Below are 20,698 nucleotides of genomic sequence, written 5' to 3' on the forward strand. Positions count from 1 at the left end.
AAAAAGAAAACAATGAAAAATAAATTTTTAATCTCTATATTAAGTCTAAGTGCATTGGTAGCCATTGGATGCACAAACCTTGAAGAGCAGGTTATTGATGAGTCATTAGAAGTACAAGCAGCAAATATTGTTGAATCTGTACTTGCACCGGCTTATGGTCCACTTCCTGATGCATTCACTCATACAAAAAACTATGGTCTTCAGCTCATCAGTTCGGATCAGGCAATTCTTCCTCCAAGAGGAAGTAATAATGACTGGTACGACGGCGGAAAATATATTGAACTTCATCAGCATACTACGACAACCACCAATGTTGTTGTACAACAGACCTGGGATGCATTCAGGCTGATGCTTTCCAGAACGGTTACAGCTATTGATAAGCTACAGCCTCTTGCCTCTACAGATTCTAATGCCGCTAAAGCACTTTCCGAAATGCGTGCACTGAGAGCGTATTACAATATGCTGATGCTGGATTATTGGGGAATTGCATTTAAAAAGGAATCAGCAGGAGAGAATTCTCAGATTTTAAGAAAGCAAGAAGCCATCAGCTATATCGAAAGTGAATTTCTTGCCGTTGTAAATGATCTTGATAATACAAAAGGACCGGGAAGAATGTCTCAGGCTGCCGTAAATGGATTTTTAGCACAACTTTATCTTAATGCCGCGGTATACAGAGATCCTTACGGAACACCTTCCTTCTCTGCAACGGATATGGATAAAGTCATTGAATATACCAACAAGGTCATCAACAGCGGAAAATTTGCTTTATCTCCTGAATATTTTGCGATTTTTGACGATAATAATCATTCTAATAAAGAACTTATTTTTGCTATCGATCAGCGTCAGGATCTTAATACATCACACAACAGATTAGGGTATTGGTCATTATCTGGAAGTCAATATCCATTAGCCGCTTTTCCAAAAGCTAACGGAACAGACGGACCTGCTATTACCTCTGATTTCTATCAGACGTGGGTTCAGGCTTACGGAAGCACAGACCCGGCAAAAGCAGATGCCAGATTTTACAAAGAAAACTTGATCATTCCTGATAATTTAAAAGATTTAACAGGGATAACTCCGGCAAACGATGCTAATCATTACTTCCTTGTGGATGGTTCTACGTATGAGATCAACAGAGGAATTCAGAGAGGAATCCAATGGGGGTTGCGAAATGCCTCAAACGGACAACCTTTCAAGGTGGGTGATAACGGGCAATATAAAATCTATCCAATTATTGAACAGAGAAACGGATATGTTAACTATGTGAATCACACGTTGGAAATTGATCTTGAAAATCCCAATAATAAAGATTATACAGACGGATACAGGGTTTCTAAATACCAGTTCAGCAGAACTTCGGATACCGGAAGAAACAGAGGAAATGCAGATATCGTACTTTTACGTTTAGCGGATATTTATTTAATGAGAGCCGAAGCTCAATTGAGAAAAGGAAATGCAGCAGCAGCCTTAACAGATGTAAACTTGGTAAGAGCATCGAGAACAGCAAGACCTGCCGTAACACCTCCTGCTTTAACTTCAATTAATTTGAATACACTTTACCGAGAAAGAGGTTTTGAATTCTATTGGGAATATTCCCGAAGAACAGACATGATCCGTTTTGGTCATTACGAAGATCCATACACTTCTAAAACCAATACCGATGTAAGAAAAAGGCTTTTCCCTATTCCGCAATCAGCAATTGACGGAGCATCAAGCGTTCCCGGATATCTGGTTCAGAATCAGGGATATTAATTTTTATTACTTTATACTTTCAATAAAACTGCCGGCAAATGTACCGGCAGTTTTTGTTAATTCTCAGTTTCTTTCAATTCCCAGAATTTCAAAATAATCTTCATCAACCATATTCTGCAGATCATAAATTTTCTTAGGCTTGATGGTACTCCACACCGTTTTTTCATTCCCCGGATGATCATCAGACATGCTTCCACCTGTGGTTTCACTTTTTTTCCGGGTAGAAAAATTAATGCTCGTGGAAGACTCTTCGCCCGTAGCACGATGGAATTCTGAATGTTCGAAACCAATCAGCTCAAACCGGTTGTTTTGAAAACGAAAAGTATAATCAGCATTATTGACAAACCAGGATCCGCAGCTTAACCAATATCTGAAAGAGATTTTCAGCAGGCCTTTTTCAATAGAAATCCCGCCGGTTTCCAATAAAGGATCTTCGAGACAAGGGTTCATCTCACTATTTTCAGTTGGGATAAAACCTTTATTATTTTTCGCGACAAGTGTATACCCTTGATTTTTATTTTTAAAGAAAACTAAAATAATTCTGGGATTAAGATTCAGTTGATCCGAACCAAAATTTTCATTTTTCCTGAAATTTTTAGGATTTGTATCTTCAATAATAACGACCTGATCATCAAGCTGATCTTTATTGAGGTCACCCTGTGTATGATAAATCACCTTCCACCCTTTTGGGACAAAATCTTCTATCAACTTTACCTGTTTGGGAAAATTCTGCGAAAATGTATAGTTTGAAAAAAGAAGGAAAAGAGCGAAGAAAAGTGTTCTTTTCAAATAAGAAAAATTCACATTTATTATTGAGTCGGTGTTCTTAATCATAGTATTTTTGATTTCATCATTAATCATTTCAAAATTAAAGATAAAAACTAGGAATAAGTTACCTGAACAGAGATCTTTATTAAAAACTTGTCAGGATATACGTTATTTATCATACTTTGATTTTAACCACTAAGCGCACTAAAGATTACACAAGGAACACAATAGTTGTGAACTTTGTGGATAACCTTAGTGTACGTTGTGGTAAAAAATAATCATGATTACAGCAAACAGCATTCAATTATAACATATTGCGGACAATCAGAAAAACTTGTTTAAACTTTTAGCCTAAATATATCAGTCACATTAGATTTTAACTGATAAAAAGATAAGGGCTTGCTAAAAAACAAACCCTTCTAAATTTAATATGTCTTGATTACTCAATTTATCTTTTCAAAAATCTCAGACATCGTTTCTTTATCCAGACTTTCCATATCTATTAATTTTAACGATTTTACCATTTTCAAAGTCGAAGTTTTATACTTCAAAAAATGTGGCGTCTGCAAATGAAACTGATACGCCTCTTTGTTGGCATAGATTTCTACAATTCTTATCTGAGTGGGATTTTCCTTCTGATACATTGGAAAAATCGCAATCACGCCTTTCTCCAATTTTATCGACGCTGAAGCTTCTTCTTTCAGAATCGAATTATATTCTTCTAAAAATTCAGGGATAATTTCTATTTCGGAGATACGAACCATCATATCATTTTCGATTATCGGAACTAGCGGTTTTCCAATAATCTTTCGAACTGTATTTGCCTGAGTTTTGTTAACAGATTCCTGAACCAAATCAGCCAATTGTACCAACTGATTTTCGGTAATTCCGATGTTTTTTCCCATATTGATATGAGATTGCAACTGCCCTTCAACTTCATCCAAAGAAGCCAAGGCCGAAATCGTCACCAATTCTCTTTGCTGATAAGTGAGAACTTCGCTCATAAAAATATCGGCAAATAAATGTTCTTTGAGGAAAGCATCAATTCGTGGTGCAAATTCACCAAAACCTGGTGCTGGTTTGGTTTGCGGCGTTTTCGTTAATGTTTCTAACGTTTTTCTGCCTCGTTCATATTTATCGACAACATTATTTTCTACAACGATTTTCTTTCCTTCAATATCATTAATACCCTTCACTTTTCTTTCATCTAAAATAGTTTTAAAGGTATTAATCGCATTCAGACTTCTCGGAAAACCGCAATACGCATACAATTGAACCAAAGCTTCCTTGATTTCATTAATCGTCAAACCCAAATCTAATCCAGCATTCAACTGAACTTTCAAATTTTCAAGATTTCCAGTTGCTGTGAGTGAAGAAATCTTTACCAGACTTTGTTCTTTAGCATTCAGATTTTGATGGGTTTTATTTTCCTGTGCATTCATTTTGGTCATACTTAATGTGAGAACAAAAAGAATCATCCATTGCAGAAACTTGTTTTTGCTCATCATAGAAAATTATTTTTTGGTTTCTTTTTTTAATATTTATTTGAAAATAATTTTAACACAAAGCGCACGAAGTTTATTTTTAAAACAAATGCTTTTAGGCTCACAAAGCCGCTATCGCTTATAAAAGTATACTTTTGCATTTAAATTAACCTCAAATTATTTTTTATTAGCTTCAGCAAATTCTTCATCTGAAACAGCTTCCAGCCAAGTATTTTCATTGCTTTTTGGATTTCCGTTCGTTGCTAAATGCGAGAACCAACTTTCGGCAGTTGCACCGTGCCAATGCTCAACATTCGGAGCAATTTCTACGATGTCACCAGGTTTTAAACGACGGACAGGCTTTCCTCTTTCCTGATATAAACCTTCGCCACCCACCACAATCAAAAGCTGTCCGCCGGTATGACTATGCCAATTGTTGCGACAGCCCGGTTCAAATGTAACATTGGAAAGGGGAATATTTAATTCTTTATTGCTTGTCAAAGGTGCTAAATAGGATTTGCCAATAAAATATTGTGCATAAGCCGTGTTTTCTTCACCTGTCGGAAAATCACTTATTTTAGGGATATTTGTACTCATTTTCTTAGATTTTATTTTGTTTAAATGTATTTTATTTTGTGCGATTACAGTTGGACTGATCGCTAAAAGAATAATAATTAAATATTTCACTATTTTAAATTTAATTTACTTAAAATCAACCATATAGCAAAAATCCAACAATACAATCATTTATAGTTATATCGATTACGGAATTGCTTACCATTTTTACTGATTTGAAGGGATAAACAGATAAGGGCCTGCCGAAACAAACCCTTTAATTTTATGTAATGCTGATGCCGCCATCCACAGAAATCGGCTGACCGATAATATAGCTGGAAGCCGGACTGAACAGCCAAAGTACTGTTTCTGCCACTTCGCTTGCTTTGCCTAATCTTTTGATGGGTGCCCAATCTTGAGAAGCACTTTCGTCGAGGTCGCCCAAAGCAAACATTTCATCAACCATCGGTGTTTCTATTACTCCCGGACAAACCGCATTGATTCTGATTCCTTCCGGTGCATATTCTACCGCCGCACTTTTCGTCAGCCCCAAAACGCCGTGTTTTGTAGCGTGATAAGCTGCTCTTCCAGCTCCAGCAACCAATCCGCCGATAGATGAATTGTTGACAATTGCTCCGCTTCCCTGTTTCTGCATCTGTAAAAGCTCATATTTCATCGTTAATAAAGTTCCTTTCAGATTAATACTCATCACTTTATCATATTCTTCTTCAGGTAAATCGGCAAGTTTGGAAGGTCTTGGCTGGATTCCAGCATTGTTGAACGCTGCATCCAATCTTCCGTATTTTTCGACCACGAAATTGATGGCCGCTTCTACATCTTTTGCCGAAGAAACATCACATTTCACCGCAGAAGCTTCACCTCCATTAGCTTTGATTTTTTCTACCGTTTTTAGTGCTGCTTCCTCATTAATGTCTGCCACCACTACTTTTGCACCTCTTTCGGCTGCCATAACTGCAACTGCTTCGCCCATTCCCATTGCACCACCGGTTACGAATACTACTTGATTTTCCATTTTTATTTTTGATTTTGTAATTTATATTTAAAAACTTGTTTAATTTTTTTTTAACCACAAAAGATGCAAAAGAATAAATAGCCTTATTTAAAGTAAATCTTTATAAAAACTGTTGTGTGCTTTTATTATCTAATAATAGCTGGAAGAATATCTTTTGTCACTTTTGACTCCGTCGAATCTTTGATTTGTGGTTAAATTAATTTCGCCTTAATTTAAAATGTTGTCGCATCAATCACATATCGGTAACGTGCTTCTTTATTCACCACTTTGTCCCACGCATTGTTGATTTCATTAGCTTTAATAACCTGAATTTGCGGATAGATTTTGTTTTCCGCGCAATAATCCATCACTTCCTGCGTTTCAGGAATTCCGCCAATCAGGGAACCGTTGAAGTTGACACGATTAAAAATCATATTAAAATTATTAATCGTCAATTCTCCATTTATAGGCTGCCCAACCTGTGTGAAATAGCCGTATTTTTTCACACAATCGACGTAAGGCGACATATCGTAAGCATAAGGAACCGTTGAAATCATAAAATCTAATTTGCCCTTATGAGGCTTTAAATCTTCAGCCGATTCTACAACAATCACTTCTTTGGCACCGAAACTTTTAATGTCGTTTACTTTTGAAGGTGAAGTGGTGAAAGCATAGACTTCCGCACCTTTTGAAACAGCCAATTTCACAGCAAGATGCCCTAAACCTCCAATACCAATCACCCCAATTTTATCACCCTTTTTGAAATTGATTTTCATCATTGGCGAATAGGTCGTAATTCCTGCGCAAAGCAATGGTGCAGCATATTTAAGATCGATATTTTCCGGAATTTTAATGGCAAAATGTTCCGTTACCACAATGTTGTTGGAATAGCCACCCTGCGTAATTCCTGAAGGCGATGTTTTATCCGGAGCGCCGTACGTTCCTATCATTCCTGTGGTTTCGCAGTGGTGTTCTTCGCCGTTTTTACAGCTTTCACATTTCATACAACTATCGACCATACAGCCAACTCCGGCTTTATCCCCTACTTTAAATTTGGTTACATTTTTCCCGACAGCTGTTACAATTCCAGCGATTTCGTGCCCCGGAACTTGTGGATAAGCTTGTTTTCCCCAATGTCCTTTAATGGTATGAATATCCGAATGACAGATTCCTGAATATTTAATTTCAATTAAAATATCATTGTCGCCCACGGCTCTGCGTTCAAAACTCCAGCTTTCCAGCTTTCCGTTTTCATCTTTTCCGGCGTAGCCTCTTGATTTTATATTTTTACTCATATTTTTTGATGGATTATTTTGTGCTAAAATGTCTAAAGGATTCAGCAGCATTAAGCCTGCACCAGCCAAAGCCGACTGCTGAATAAATTTTTCTTCTCGAATTCTGATTGTTGTTTTCTTCCATATTTTATGATTCAATTGTTTTAATGATTTTTGCAGGAATTCCTCCTACCACAACATTGTCCGGAACATCTTTTGAAACCACGGCTCCGGCTGCAACCACCGCATTTTCGCCAATCGTAACTCCTGGAAGAATGGTTGCGTTGGCTCCAATCCACGCATTTTTCTTGATTAAAATTGATTTACCAATCAATCCTTTTCTGTGTTGAGGTTCTAAAGGATGATTTTCAGTGATCAGACTTACTTTCGGACCGATTAAAACATCGTCTTCAATCGTAATTCCGCCCAAAGTCAGAAAGGTGCAGTCGAAATTGATGAATACATTTTTACCGATGTTTAGATTTTTTCCATAGTTGATGTAAATCGGCGTAAACACTGCTACATTCTCCAGTTTTTTACCGACAATTTCACTTAATAGGTTTAAAATCTCATCCGGTTCTGTGGAATTATTTAGTTGAAGAAGTCTTTTCTTAACCTCATAAGAAGCCACCAGCAATTTGTGAATTTCCGGGTCGTTGGGCATTATTGTTTCACCATTTTTTAACCTGGTGAAAATATCTTCATTAAGGCTCATTATTAAATATTTAGAGAAATAAAATGCTAAATCCGTCATTTCTAAAGATGCGGATTCAGCTATTGCACTATTCAATTAGTTCAAATTGGTTCTGAAGAAATGATCCAGCTTTTCAAAAGGAATTACATCGACTTTATCGTATAAATCCACGTGAACCGCATTTGGAATAATCATCAATTCTTTCGGTTCAGAAGCCACTTTGTAAATGTCTTCGCTCATATATTTGGAGTGTGCATTTTCCCCTGCAATCAGAAGCATTGGTCTTGGTGAAATTTCTTTAATGTAACTTAACATTACCGAATTGGCAAAAGATAGAGAATTCGTTTTCGTCCAGCCTTTATTTGAGTTTAAAGAACGTTTGTGATATCCTCTCGGCGTTTTATAATAATCAAAATAATCCTTTACAAACTGAGGTTCATCACCGTTTAATTTTTCAGGCAAATGGGTTGCCGGATATTCTGGTTTTCCGTTTTCAGCATCCACCCAACGTTGCAGACTCATTGTTTCGAAAGCTTTCGTACGTTCTTCGGGAGTCATTTTATCATAATATCCTTTGGCACTTACTCTTGAAATATCATAAGCACTCGTCGTCGCCACTGCTTTCACCCGTTTGTCGGCAATGGTCGCATTCAAGGCAAAAGTGGCAAAGCCACAGATTCCGATGATTCCGATTTTGTTTCTATCTACATTTTTTTGAAGCCCTAAGAAATCAACTGCCGCGCTGAAATCTTCGGTATTGATGTCGGGTGAAGCAATGTCTCTCGGCTCGCCTCCACTTTCGCCGTTGTAAGAAGGGTCGAAAGCGATAACGGCAAAACCTCTTTCCGCCATCTGATTGGCATACAAACCGGAAGACTGTTCTTTCACGGCACCAAACGGTCCACTGATTGCCAATGCTGCCAGTTTTTCATTTCCTGTATTTTTTGGAAGGTATAAATCTCCGGAAAGTGTTATTCCGTAACGGTTTTTGAAGGTAACCGCTTTTCGGGTTACTTTATCACTGAGTTGGAAAGTATAATGTTCGTTTTGTTCTGTTGCATTCATTTTTGTTTGATTTGATTTTTTATTCTGCGCAAATGCCTGTCCGATGAAAAGAAAGGACAAGGCCACCACTGTTGCTACTATTTTCATCTGAATGTTTAAAAAATTACTGACACAAAATTAGAAACAGCGAGGAGCTAACAGTTAATGATAATCAAACCAAAAATTAAGAAAATCAAACCTCGGTCAAACGGAATGCTTTCGGATTGGTTCCGGTTTGTTTTTTAAAAAAGTTATTAAAATACGTCGGATAATCGAATCCGAGTGCGAAAGCGATTTCCGAGATATTCCAGTCGGTGTGCTGCAACAATGCCTTTGCTTCCGTGAGAATGCGTTCCGTGATATGAGCCGTTGTGGATTTTCCTGTCACTTCTTTTACAGCACGATTGAGATAATTGACGTGAACATTCAGAGCTTTTGCAAAATCCTGAGCTGATTTCAATTGCAGAGATTGGTCTGTTGTTTCGATGGGAAATTGTCTTTCCAACAGTTCCAGAAAAACGGATGACAGTCTTGATGCTGCATTTTTGTTCTGGTCGAAATTTTCGGCAGGTTCCAGCTTCAGAGATTCGTGGATGACCAGGCTGATGTAATTGCGAATCAGCTCATCTTTGTAAACATAGTCGCTTTCCTGCTCTGCAATCATCTTTTGGAACATGGTATTGAGAAAAAGTCTCTGTTCTTCGGTAATTTTCAAAACAGGAGTTCCACCGATTTTAAAGAAAGAAGACTGCTGTAAGCTTTCGGAACGTTCAGAATTTTTGAAAAATTCTTCAGAAAAAAGAATAGTATAACCTTTATAAGTCGTTGAAATCGTTTCCCAGGAATACGGAATATGCGGATTTCCGAAAAACAAAACGGTTCCTTCCTGCTCGAAGCTTTTATCAGAATAATGAATTTTACTTTTCCCCGTCGTCAGGCAGATTTTATAGAATTCTTTTCTGCTGTACACGCGGGTGTCGCTTCCGTCCTGCTCGATTTGAAATGCACGGAAACCTTTCAGCTTTAATTCTGTATTAAACTCCGAAACAACTCTTTTTACCTTTTCTTTCATTTTTCAAAGTTAAGAAATTCAAACAAAATCAATATTGCGATTAACAGATTAATCAAACACTCCATTTATAACATTTGTATCGATTTCCTTATCTTTAAACTTTCAATTATAACTTCTATGAGCAAACTTTCCGATCAGAACACAGAAATGATGAAACGGCTGCAATACATGCAAAAAGAACAGCTCATTATTTCCGGTTTAACGAAAGAATTTTCTGCTGTTTTAGACAAGAATGAATTTCAGTTTATTGTAAATAAATCTTTTAAAACTGAATTTCAATACAACGATATCACGATCATTAAAGATTCCGGTAATCACACTGAAATATTCTTCAGTTCTTTTCCAAATCAAAATGATACAACGGGAAGCAACGCTTATTTTGAAGAATGTCTGCAATCTGCCGAGCCATTGATTTTTGATCTTAAAGAATTATCGGGATCACTGCCTTCCTATTTTATTGAAGCCAAGAAATCAGGAATGCGGATTGCTGTGGGATTTGGATTACCTTCTGTTCGGAACAGTAAAAATGTTCTTTTTATTTTTTATAAACATTTTATATCATCAGAAAATATTCCGGAGAGGATTTTAGCCGGTATTTCAACTCAACTCTCAATTACCATTCACAATATTATGATTGGCGATCAATTGAAAAATTTTCAAAGCAATCCTATTCTTCATCAGGAAGAAACGATTCAAACCAATGAAAGCAAACAAGGTTTTCAGGGTATTATCGGTAAAAGTGCACTTATGACGGAAATTTTCGAACAGATTTCACAGGTTGCTCCTTCGCAATCCAATGTTATTATTTATGGTGAAACGGGAACCGGAAAGGAATTGGTTGCCCAGGCTATTCATCGGCTTTCAAAATTTTCCCGAAAAAAAATGATCCGTATCAATTGCGCTGCCATCCCTGCCAACCTCATTGAATCTGAGTTGTTCGGACATGAAAAAGGCAGCTTTACAGGAGCTACGGAACAGCGAAAAGGAAAATTTGAACTCGCTCACAACAGTACAATATTTTTAGACGAAATCGGTGAACTTCCTCTGGAATTGCAAGGAAGATTGCTCAGGGTTTTACAGGAAAAAGAAGTGGAAAGAATCGGTGGAAACAAACGCATTAAAGTGAATGCAAGAGTGATTGCGGCGACCAACAGAAATCTTGAACAGGAAGTTTCAGACGGGAAATTCAGGAGTGATTTGTTTTACCGGCTAAATGTATTTCCGATCCGGCTTCCAGCGCTGAGAGAAAGAAAGGAAGATATTCCGTTGTTGGCAGAATATTTTCTGAAGAAATTGTATGTAAAAACAGGACAAAAAATCAATGGCTTTTCTCCGAAAGTGATAAAGTCTATGATCGAAAATTCCTGGCTGGGAAATATCCGTGAATTGGAGAATATGGTTGAAAAAAGTATGCTCACGGCTAAAAGCCATATAATTAAAGAAATGGATTTCCCGAAAATGATGACCCAACAAAATACTGCACAGGATTTTCAGTTGAGAACCCTTCGTGAGTTTGAAAAAGAATATATTCTAAAAGTAGTACAAAAATGCAGCGGAAAAATTTTCGGTGAAAACGGCGCTGCAAAGTTATTGGGACTTCCTCCCACTACATTAATTTCAAAAATGCAGAAACTGGGAATTGAGAAGAAGCATCATTTTAAGAATAAATAATATTTTGAACCCTTAAGAACATTTAAGTTATTAAGTTTAATGAAGAAAAATTTTATCAATTTTTATTAAGTCTTTGTAAGCTAATCTTAAAATTCTGAACTTCTTCATCAAAATCTTAACGGTTCAAAACAGTTATTCTTTCATACTCATTTCAATTTTTCCGGAAGATAAGGCCCAGAAAATCCAAAGTCCTAAAATAATTAATAGAGAAATAGCAGGAATCCAGAAAGAAAACACCAATGCAAAAATATAAATCGGAAGTCCATACAGATAATTATTGTGAATTTTTCTGATGGCAATATCTGAAATACCGGGGCGTAAATGTTTTTTATTTTTACTCGCCAGATACCAAAGTAAATTAAAGGCAAGATTGATTAATACAAAAATTCCCGTATAGATCGCAACGACGGCAGAAGATGCTTCATCATTGAAATATTGCGCCAATAAAGCCGTAGGATAAGAAACTGCGGAAACCAGAAAGAGAATCAATCCATTAGCAAACATAATCCCTGTATTCCGGGTATAAATCTGCTTAAAAATTTTATGATGATTCACCCACATAATGAAAATACTGAAAAATGAGAGTATAAACGCCAAAAATGTCGGCCACTGATTTTTGATAAAGATCAACAAATCATTTCCGCTTTTTATCGAATCTTTTTCAGGAACGTGAAGGTCTAATACCAAAAGTGTGATGGCAATGGCAAAAACGCCGTCGCTGAAACCTTCTATTCTGCCTGTTTCCTTTTCCATGATCTTTTTATTAGGATTGCTAGTGTCAGTTTGAGTGAAATTCTGAAAGAGTTTTTATTGAGGATTTATTCATATAAAGCTTGATATCTTCTAGTAGGTTCTCGATACAATTTTTTCCACTTTGTTCCGAAAAATTACTCGAACAGACGAATTGTTGATGATACAACAAAACTCTTCCACTTAATTTAATAGGTGAGATTTAAAAGTTGAAATATGTTTGGGCTAAAGCCTTAATGCAATATTTTTTGAAAGCGGACTAAAGTCCGCTCCTATCGAATAAATTCTTAGTTATACCTTACTTATACCCTTTATCAATCCCCAGTTTTTTCATTTTGGAGTATAAAGTCTGAGGCTGAATCTTTAATAATTCTGCGGCTCCACCGATTCCTGAGACTTTTCCGTTGCAACTTTGAAGAGCATTCAGGATATGATCTCTTTCCATTTCTTCCATTGATTTTAACTGTCCCGGGTTTTCGGAAGGCTTTTCTATGGTTTTTGGCAGTTCAAAATGTTCTATTTCAGAAGATTTTGCCAAAAGAACACTTCTTTCTATTAAATGTTCCAATTCGCGGATATTTCCCGGCCAATGATAATTTAACAATTGTTCTAAAGCATTTTTGCTGATCGCAGTAATATTTCTTCTGGAAGCCGCTGCATATTTATTAAGGAAAAAATTCGCCAGCAATTCGATATCTTCCTTTCTTTCACGCAAAGGCGGCAATTCGATCGGGAAAACATTTAGTCTGTAATACAAATCCAGCCTGAATCTGCCTTCCGCCACCTCCTTTTCCAACGAACGGTTGGTTGCGGCAACGATTCTTACATTCACTTTGATGGTTTTATTTCCGCCTAATCTTTCAATCTCTTTTTCCTGTAAAACTCTTAATAATTTCACCTGGGAATCCAATGGCAGCTCACCGATCTCATCAAGAAAAATGGTTCCGCCACTGGCTTGTTCAAATTTTCCGATGCGCTGTGTATTGGCTCCGGTAAAGCTTCCTTTTTCGTGCCCGAAAAGCTCAGATTCAATTAAAGAATGAGGCAAAGCGGCGCAGTTTACAACAACGATCGGTTTATCCTTGCGGTCAGAAAGTTCGTGCACCGAATGTGCTACCTTTTCCTTCCCTGTTCCGCTTTCTCCCACCACCAAAACAGAAGTGTCGGTTGGCGCCACAATCTGTATCTTTTCGACAACATCTTTTAAAACCTTGCTTTTTCCGATAATTCCTTCAATAATGTCATGATCTGTATTTTTAATCAAATCACAGCCTTTTTCAAGATCAAAACGGTATTTGGCAATATCCAGCATCACGATCAAATCACGCTCCCGAAAAGGCTTTACCATAAAACCGTAAGGTTGAGTCTCTTTTACTGCTTCCAGTGTTGTTTGGTTGGTGTTGGCAGAAATATAAAGAAAAGGCAGATGGATTTCACGCAGTTCCCACGCAAGATCAATACCTGTAAGGTCACCCTTCAGCATGATATCCAGCAATACCCAATCGGGCTTTTTTTCAGCGATAGATTTTCTAGCCTGAACGACGGAAGATGCAATTCCCGTAACGAGATAACCGGCTTTGATGAGCATCAGTTTCAGGTCATTGGCTACGATAAATTCATCTTCTACAATTAAAATTTTTTCTTTCATAATCATTCAATCTCCGCTTCTTAATTTGAAGTTTCGATTTCAGTATTTTTTCTAAAGGTAATAATGATCTTCAGACCATTTTTATTTTCAAGAGTGAATGTTCCGTCCAGCTGGTCGGCCAAGCCTCTCATTAAGTTCATTCCCAGAGATTCGGTTTCCTCAATATCAAAATCATCAGGAAGTCCTACTCCATTGTCGGAGATGACTAGCTGGTAAAGATCTTTTTCCGTATTTTTAAAAGAAACACTAACCTCACCTTTTGTATCTCCGGGAAATGCATATTTTACGGTATTATTAATCGCTTCATTCACGATAAGTCCCATCGGGACAGCCTGCGCTACGTCTAAAAACACCTTTTCCGTATCCAAAATAAAATTGATATTCTTTTCTGATGAATAACATTCTTTTATATACGTAATCAACTCATAAATATACCACGCCATATCGATCATCGAAAGATTATCCGACTGGTATAATTTCTGATGAATCAGCGACATCGCATGCATTCTGTGCTGACTGTTCTGAATTGCCAACAATGCATCTTCATTCTCCAGGTAAGCCGACTGTGTATTCAGTAAGCTAATGACAATCTGCAGGTTATTTTTTACCCTATGGTGAATTTCCTTTAACAGCCATTCTTTTTCGGCAAGCAATTTTTTAAGCTGTTCATTCTGTTCGTCGATTTGCTTTCGTTTTAATTCTAATTTTTTATTGGCATTTGTTTTCAGTCTTGAACGATTGTAAATCAGCAACATAAATAAAAACAAAACAATAATACTTCCTGTAAAAATATATTTCATGAATGTATCATTGGTGATTTGTATTTCCTGAAGCTTACCTTTCTGTGTCAGCAGTTGAATATTTTTATCTTTCTGGTCGGTTTCAAACTGAATTTTTAAGCTGTTGATTTGTTTACTTTTCTCACCGTTAAAAACAGAATCCGAAAATTTTTTATACAACTGATAGTGTTCTATAGCATCTAAATACTTTCCTTGTATAGAATCAGCTTTAAACCATATCAAATAATTTTCGGAACGCAGCATATCATTTCCGCTTTTCTTTGCCAAAGAATCAAATAAAGTGGCTTTGCGATACATTGCAGGATAATTTTTTGTCTGATAATGATAAAAAACAAAACTTCTCAGCAATGAAGTCTGGTTGTTAAATTTTTCTCCGTTTTCTCCGTAATGACTGACTAATTTTTTATAATAAGTCTCGGCGTTTTTAAACTGTTTTAAAATCGTATAAGTGCTAAAAAGAATATAATCTTCTCTCATTTCAAACTGTTCGTCATCAATAGGATATTTAGCCTTGTATTCTTTAATCATCGCAATCGCTTTATCAAACTTTTTCTGTCTGATCAACATGGTAGACATATTATTGGCAACCGTTCTTACATAACCGTTATCTTTATTTTTCTTGGCAATCTCCAGTGCTTTTTCCCAATATCTCATGGCATCATCATTCTGGCGAAGATAATAATACACCATCCCCACATTGCTGTAGATGGAACTTAGCTGCAAAGAATTATCATTTACGCTTATCGCTATTTTTTCTGCGGCAATACCGTATTTCAAAGCTTCTTCGTAGTTTGCCTTCTCAATTTCGGCCTGTGAAAGGAAATTATAAACAGCCTGTGTTTCTTTGAATTTTATCGATTGATAAACAGACAATGATTGCTTTAACAGTTCAATCGATTTATCAGAATCATCTTTTGAAAGATACAGTTCGCCCAAATCCTTTAATACAGATGCCTGCTTTATTTTAGACCCCGAATTTTTATATAATGTCAAAGCTTTTTCTTTAAGTTTTATTTTAGCATCAAAATTCTTAGGACTATCATCGTATAGGAATGAAAGCTCTTCATAAGCTTCTCCGGTTTGCTCCGTCATTTTATGATTTTCAAAATAAGTAATGGAATTTTTTATTTTGGAAAATGCAGTCTCTTTATTCCCTCTTTCCTTATTTATTTTTGCATCCAAAAGCATAGATTTCCCTCTACCCAAGTTATCTTTAGACTTCAGGCTTAGAATCATTGCTTGATTATTCAGAATCGCTGCACTGTCGAGATCTTTTTTCACTTCTCCTTTTTTGTTTAAATAAAAACTACTCAGCCGTTGCAATAAAGTAACTTTCTGAGGATTTTCCCTAGAAGCGGCAATTTGTTTTCTCAGCAGTGCAGGATTTTCTTTGGTCTGAGCTTTTAATGATATACTTAAAAACATCAAAACCAATGAAAAACAAAATATTTTTAATGGATTTACATAAAAAAAACAAGGGCTCTTATTCATTTTTTAAAGATAATCTATTATCCTGTTATTTTCCCTTTTTATAAGCTATTTTTCGCGGTGGTAGACATAACAGATAATCATTGCCAAGCCGGGCAATACAAGCATTACCAAACCAAACTGCTTTCCTGCATAAGCACCCAAAAAACAACCCACCAAAAATCCCAAAATGGTAATCATCTGTTTTTTCAGGCTAGATAATGCTTCAGGATGGTTAAATCCGTTTTTCAGCAACGTTCCGAAATCCAGAGAAGCCTGAGTGACGTTTCCTGTCATCATCGTAGTCGGACCGTGCGTTTCTTTGGCATACAGCTTTCCGAAAGCATTCTGAAGCCCCATGGCAAAAACGGCCATCATGGTTACCGCATACATCATCCATTCTTCAAAAGCATGATTGTAATTTAAAACAGCAACGATGCATCCGCTCAACAATAATAGAAAACCTTCCCAGCATAAAATAGCATAATGGCTTTTGGCTCTTCCGGCAATTCTTCCTCCTACAATAACCGCCAGAATAAATACCGGAAATGTCAGCAATTTTATCCACGCATGAATATCCGAACCTTTTACAAACTGATAGGCAAACACAATAAAGTTACCCGTCACGTGTGCCGAAAAAATGGCATCTGCCGCCACAAAAGTTACCGTATCACAGAAACCTGCGATCATCGTTAACAAAAGGGTGACAAAGCCAATATTATTCTTTATTTCCATTATTTTATTTTAAATGAGAACGCAGCATCCACGCCATTTTTTCATGAGTCTCCAATAATCCGGTGATATAATCGCTGGTTCCTGCATCTTTAAATTCAACCGCAAAAATTTCGATATTTTCACGAAGATGCATGATGATACTGTCGTGGTCTGAAAGAAGCTCTTTCATGTACGTCAGGCTGTCATTAGACGGCAAAGGAGATTCGGAAAGATGGGTAAGTTCAAGATATTCTCTTAACGTTGCCGGAGCGTAATGTCCCAACGTTCTGATTCTTTCTGCCAAATCGTCGATGATTCCGTCTAATTGCTGATACTGAGCTTCAAAAAACAGATGCTTGTTGTAAAAATCCGCACCTTCCACGTTCCAGTGTGCTTTTCTGGTTTTTGTGTACAATACAAATTCGTCTGCCAATGTTTTGATTAATACTTCAGCAACTTTTGCCAAATTTTCGTTTGTAATTCCAATTGATGTTTTCATTTTAAATATGATTTAATAAATAATAATCGAGTGAATATTTTCCTGCTCCTAATGCAAGAATGAGCAATAATGATAAAGTGTACATAAACGGAACGTCGCGAACTTCCAGAGAATCTTTTCTGTGAACCACGAAATATCCAATAGCCGTTACTCCAATCGTCGGCAACACCGCCAGTCTTGTTCCCAATCCTAAAATAATTAAAAAAGGAACAACCAGATCGGCGAATGAAGCCACCAGAGCATTCATTTTATCGGGAAGACCAAGCGGATTTGGGATGATTTCTTTTTTTCCGTTTTCCAGCCTGAATTTCTTTAAGCCATGCACCATGAATAATTCAATTCCTAAAAGAACTCTAAAGGCCAGAACTGCAATATCATTAAATGATGCGCCTAAATCTGAGGTAAGGATCTGTTTTAAAATTTCCATAATTTTTAATTTAAAAAGCAAAACAGGAACAACCCAACGCTCCCCAGAATGCGTGATAATTATTAACCGGAAGATTGCTCATTCTTGCCGAATTATGATTGTGCTCATGAACATCGCAGCTTCCAGCGCAACTGTGGATTTGTGAAATCAAAGGTGCTTTCAACTGAGATTGTGCATTTTTCTCAATTTCCTTCTGAAAATGTCCGCCGGCAGGAGAATAGCCATTGTAAAGATTTGTTGGTGACCAATCCGGAAGAACAGGAATTGAAGGTGGTGCAAAGGTTGAAAATTCTCCTTTTGCATAAACGATTTTTCCATCCACAATAGTCATTTCCGATTCGATATTTTTAATTTCTTCATCATCAACAGTGAAAAAATCTTTATCTAAAACTGCCAAATCCGCAAACATTCCAACCTGAATATCTCCTTTTTTCTGCTGTTCCTGAGAAAACCAAGAACTTCCTTTGGTGTATAATTCGAGTGCTGTTTTCCGGTCTAATCTTGTTTCGTGATACAACTGAAGTCCACCCACCGTTTTCCCGACCGTTAACCAATACATAGAAACCCAGGGATTATAACTGCTTACTCTCGTTGCATCCGAACCTCCTCCCACCGGAACTTCCATTTCCAGCATTTTTTTGATGGGTGGTGTAGTTTCCGCAGCTACAGAACCGTAACGATCTGTAAAATACTCTCCCTGGTAAGCCATTCTGCTTTGGATGGCGATTCCTCCACCAAGCATTTTTACCCTTTCAATATTTTTTTCATCAATAGTTTCGGCATGATCGAAAATCCATGGTAATCCGTTGAAAGGAATATCCTGATTTACTTTTTCGAAAACATTTAAAAATCTTGTAATGCTTTCATTGTAGGTTGCATGAAGTCTGAAAGGCCAGCGATTTTCTACCAATAATCGGACAACTTTTTCTAGGTCGGCTTCCATATTTTCAGGTAAATCGGGTCTTGGCTGAAGAAAATCTTCAAAATCTGCCGCTGAAAATACCAACATCTCTCCTGCCCCGTTGTGGCGGTACATATCATCGCCCTGATATAATTTTACCGTGTCAATCCATTCGCTGAAATCTTCAAATTCATGTTTTGGTTTCTGGGTGAAAAGATTGTAGGCAATTCTTACAGTAAGCTGTTTTTTCTCATTCAATTCACTCACCACCTTATAATCATCCGGGAAATTTTGGAAACCACCGCCTGCATCAATTACACTGGTAATCCCGAAGCGGTTCAATTCTTTCATAAAATGTCTTGTGGAATTGATCTGATGTTCATACGACAATTTCGGACCTTGCGCTAAGGTTGAATATAAAATCATCGCGTTTGGCGTGGCAATAATCAATCCCGTTGGTTCGCCGTTTGCGTCTCTTTCGATATGTCCGCCCGCGGGAGCCGGGGTATTTTTATTGAATCCAACCGCTTTCAAAGCAGCTCTGTTCATCAATGCCCTGTCATACAAATGCAGAATAAAAACCGGCGTTTCAGGAGCAATGGCATTGATTTCTTCCAGCGTCGGCATTCTTCTTTCCGCAAACTGGAATTCTGACCAACCGCCAACCACACGAACCCATTGTGGAGATGGTGTTCTGTCAACTTGGTCTTTCAGCATTCTCAATGCATCGGATAAGGAAGGTACGCCATCCCATCTTAATTCCAGGTTATAGTTCAATCCGCCTCGAATCAGGTGGATATGAGAGTCATTGATTCCGGGAACGACTCTTTTCTTTTTCAGATTGATCAGTTTTGTTGAATCGTCTGAATATTGCTCTGCCAAACCATCGTTTCCAACCGCAACGATTTTTCCGTCTTTAATGGCAACCGCAGAAATATCCGGTGTTTCCTGATTGAAACTGTGAATCTTTCCGTTGTATAAAATAAGGTCTGCTTTCATCATTATTTGGTATTCAGTTTTGTGATGGCTTCTTTAATTCCGCCTCCTGCAACCGTAAAAAATGAAGGCCCTGCTAATAAAATCAGCTTCTGAACCATCATTTTTTCTGACAGATGTTTTTGGTTTAAATACGATTGGGCACGATATGCATCAAACGCTCCCAAAACGACATTTTCTGCTACCAAAGCCGTTGGAGAATCGATCCCTGCGTCTTTAATATCACTGGCAAAAGACACTGTTTTTACTTTTAGTCTTAGGGCTTCTCTCATCGCCACGCTTCCGACTTCTTTCATCAATTCAGCATCAAAGGAATTTCTGTTTCCTAAGCCGATTAACAATAATTTCTTAGAGGATAAACTTCCTTTTGGTGGCGCAATTAATAATGTTTCCAAGGCATGACCTTTGAATTTTCCTGTTTTTCTGACATCCGTAATCGCTCCTTTTAAAGCATCATCCAAATGAACCATTCCGTTGAGTTCTTTGGGCAAAGCGGGTGGATTGAAAATATCGCCGTCAGTATATTCGAAAACGCAGGCAATCTGCAAGTCTGCCACTGCTGCAGATGGTCCCTGAACAAGCCCTATGATTGAAACTCCGTCAACGGTTCCCCAAGTTGTGGTAGTTCCGATCGCTGTCTTTGTTTCCGTTGTCTGTGCAGAAACGAAATTCGTTGCTGAAGTAGTTAAAATCAATGCGGTTAGCATTGTTTTTGACCAATTAATGTATTTTGAAATTGATTGTTGCATGATAAATTATTTTTGTTGCCTTGTTGGTTTATCGCAAAGGCGCAAGGTTATTTTAAATGATTATGTTTTTAAGGCGCAAGGATTTTATCTGCGATAAATTCTATTGATAAACTGTCGTCACTTCGAGTAGGTTTTGCAAAAACAGTATCGAAAAGTTTTGTTTAGTGTTCTCGATAAATTTTTCTTCATTTTATTACGAAAAACACTCGAACTGACGGAGGTTTTCACATTCAGGAAGCTGATGTTCAAATGGAAGACTTTCATCCTAGCCCCGATTGCAGCATTTGTTTGAGCTCATTTTCGTTTGTTTCGGCTCGGCGGCTTCGCCGCTGAGCCGAAACAAACGAAAATAGCGAGTGCGGAAAGCGGGATTAAGCTCCTTATAAGTTTTTGAGTGAAAGTGTTTTTGGATTTTAGATTT

General features: G+C 37.3%; 18 protein-coding genes. 2 read left to right on the forward strand and 16 right to left on the reverse strand.

The window, feature by feature from the left end; genetic code table 11:
• The first annotated feature begins 12 nt into the window (after positions 1-12).
• Positions 13-1,752, forward strand: a complete 1,740-nt coding sequence (locus BUA89_RS17270) for a RagB/SusD family nutrient uptake outer membrane protein (protein WP_072961202.1) — start codon at positions 13-15, stop codon at positions 1,750-1,752.
• A gap of 63 nt (positions 1,753-1,815) precedes the next feature.
• Here BUA89_RS17270 and BUA89_RS17275 read toward each other — a convergent pair whose 3' ends face one another.
• The 8 genes from BUA89_RS17275 to BUA89_RS17310 all read right to left on the reverse strand — a co-directional run bounded on the left by BUA89_RS17275 (position 1,816) and on the right by BUA89_RS17310 (position 9,655).
• On the reverse strand, positions 1,816-2,586 hold the full coding sequence (locus BUA89_RS17275) for a hypothetical protein (RefSeq protein WP_228420603.1): 771 nt from the start codon (positions 2,584-2,586) through the stop codon (positions 1,816-1,818).
• Positions 2,587-2,963: 377 nt separating this feature from the next.
• Positions 2,964-4,028 carry a carboxymuconolactone decarboxylase family protein gene (locus BUA89_RS23330; RefSeq protein WP_228420604.1) on the reverse strand — a complete coding sequence of 355 codons (1,065 nt, stop codon included), beginning with the start codon at positions 4,026-4,028 and terminating at the stop codon, positions 2,964-2,966.
• A 153-nt stretch (positions 4,029-4,181) separates the two neighbouring features.
• Complete coding sequence (locus tag BUA89_RS17285) at positions 4,182-4,601, reverse strand: cupin domain-containing protein (protein ID WP_083531720.1); 420 nt, start codon at positions 4,599-4,601, stop codon at positions 4,182-4,184.
• A 241-nt stretch (positions 4,602-4,842) separates the two neighbouring features.
• Positions 4,843-5,592 (reverse strand): SDR family NAD(P)-dependent oxidoreductase, encoded by a 750-nt coding sequence (locus BUA89_RS17290; RefSeq protein ID WP_072961210.1) that lies wholly within the window; start codon positions 5,590-5,592, stop codon positions 4,843-4,845.
• 212 nt (positions 5,593-5,804) lie between these two features.
• Positions 5,805-7,004, reverse strand: coding sequence for an NAD(P)-dependent alcohol dehydrogenase (locus tag BUA89_RS17295; RefSeq protein ID WP_228420606.1), 1,200 nt, complete (start codon positions 7,002-7,004; stop codon positions 5,805-5,807).
• Positions 6,994-7,560 carry a DapH/DapD/GlmU-related protein gene (locus tag BUA89_RS17300; RefSeq protein WP_228420607.1) on the reverse strand — a complete coding sequence of 189 codons (567 nt, stop codon included), beginning with the start codon at positions 7,558-7,560 and terminating at the stop codon, positions 6,994-6,996. Before BUA89_RS17300 ends, BUA89_RS17295 begins: the two co-directional genes overlap by 11 nt.
• Positions 7,561-7,635: 75 nt before the next feature.
• A complete protein-coding gene (locus BUA89_RS17305) occupies positions 7,636-8,691 on the reverse strand; it encodes an alpha/beta hydrolase (RefSeq protein WP_072961213.1) in 1,056 nt (351 codons plus the stop codon).
• A gap of 85 nt (positions 8,692-8,776) precedes the next feature.
• A complete protein-coding gene (locus tag BUA89_RS17310; RefSeq protein ID WP_072961215.1) occupies positions 8,777-9,655 on the reverse strand; it encodes a helix-turn-helix domain-containing protein in 879 nt (292 codons plus the stop codon).
• Positions 9,656-9,772: 117 nt separating this feature from the next.
• Between BUA89_RS17310 and BUA89_RS17315 the strand changes: the two genes are divergently transcribed.
• Positions 9,773-11,326: a sigma-54 interaction domain-containing protein gene (locus BUA89_RS17315; RefSeq protein ID WP_072961218.1), complete on the forward strand. Its 1,554-nt coding sequence runs from the start codon at positions 9,773-9,775 to the stop codon at positions 11,324-11,326.
• A gap of 132 nt (positions 11,327-11,458) precedes the next feature.
• Here BUA89_RS17315 and BUA89_RS17320 read toward each other — a convergent pair whose 3' ends face one another.
• The 8 genes from BUA89_RS17320 to BUA89_RS17355 form a co-directional block, all read right to left on the reverse strand.
• The gene (locus BUA89_RS17320) at positions 11,459-12,079 is read right to left on the reverse strand and encodes a TMEM175 family protein (protein WP_072961221.1); all 621 of its coding nucleotides are present in this window, start codon (positions 12,077-12,079) and stop codon (positions 11,459-11,461) included.
• A gap of 295 nt (positions 12,080-12,374) precedes the next feature.
• Positions 12,375-13,724 carry a sigma-54-dependent transcriptional regulator gene (locus BUA89_RS17325; RefSeq protein WP_072961223.1) on the reverse strand — a complete coding sequence of 450 codons (1,350 nt, stop codon included), beginning with the start codon at positions 13,722-13,724 and terminating at the stop codon, positions 12,375-12,377.
• Positions 13,725-13,744: 20 nt separating this feature from the next.
• Positions 13,745-15,949, reverse strand: coding sequence for a tetratricopeptide repeat-containing sensor histidine kinase (locus BUA89_RS17330; RefSeq protein ID WP_072961226.1), 2,205 nt, complete (start codon positions 15,947-15,949; stop codon positions 13,745-13,747).
• Positions 15,950-16,060: 111 nt separating this feature from the next.
• Entirely contained in the window at positions 16,061-16,726 is a 666-nt protein-coding gene (locus tag BUA89_RS17335) for a YoaK family protein (RefSeq protein WP_072961229.1), read from the reverse strand.
• A 4-nt stretch (positions 16,727-16,730) separates the two neighbouring features.
• On the reverse strand, positions 16,731-17,204 hold the full coding sequence (locus tag BUA89_RS17340; protein ID WP_072961232.1) for a Dps family protein: 474 nt from the start codon (positions 17,202-17,204) through the stop codon (positions 16,731-16,733).
• A 1-nt stretch (position 17,205) separates the two neighbouring features.
• Positions 17,206-17,631: a DoxX family protein gene (locus tag BUA89_RS17345; RefSeq protein ID WP_072961234.1), complete on the reverse strand. Its 426-nt coding sequence runs from the start codon at positions 17,629-17,631 to the stop codon at positions 17,206-17,208.
• Positions 17,632-17,641: 10 nt separating this feature from the next.
• Entirely contained in the window at positions 17,642-19,534 is a 1,893-nt protein-coding gene (locus tag BUA89_RS17350) for an amidohydrolase (RefSeq protein ID WP_228420608.1), read from the reverse strand.
• Complete coding sequence (locus tag BUA89_RS17355; RefSeq protein ID WP_072961237.1) at positions 19,534-20,277, reverse strand: M17 family peptidase N-terminal domain-containing protein; 744 nt, start codon at positions 20,275-20,277, stop codon at positions 19,534-19,536. The genes BUA89_RS17350 and BUA89_RS17355 overlap by 1 nt, the downstream gene beginning before the upstream one ends.
• Positions 20,278-20,698 lie beyond the last annotated feature (421 nt).

It is taken from the genome of Chryseobacterium arachidis, assembly GCF_900129245.1.
GTDB classification, from domain to species: domain Bacteria; phylum Bacteroidota; class Bacteroidia; order Flavobacteriales; family Weeksellaceae; genus Chryseobacterium; species Chryseobacterium arachidis.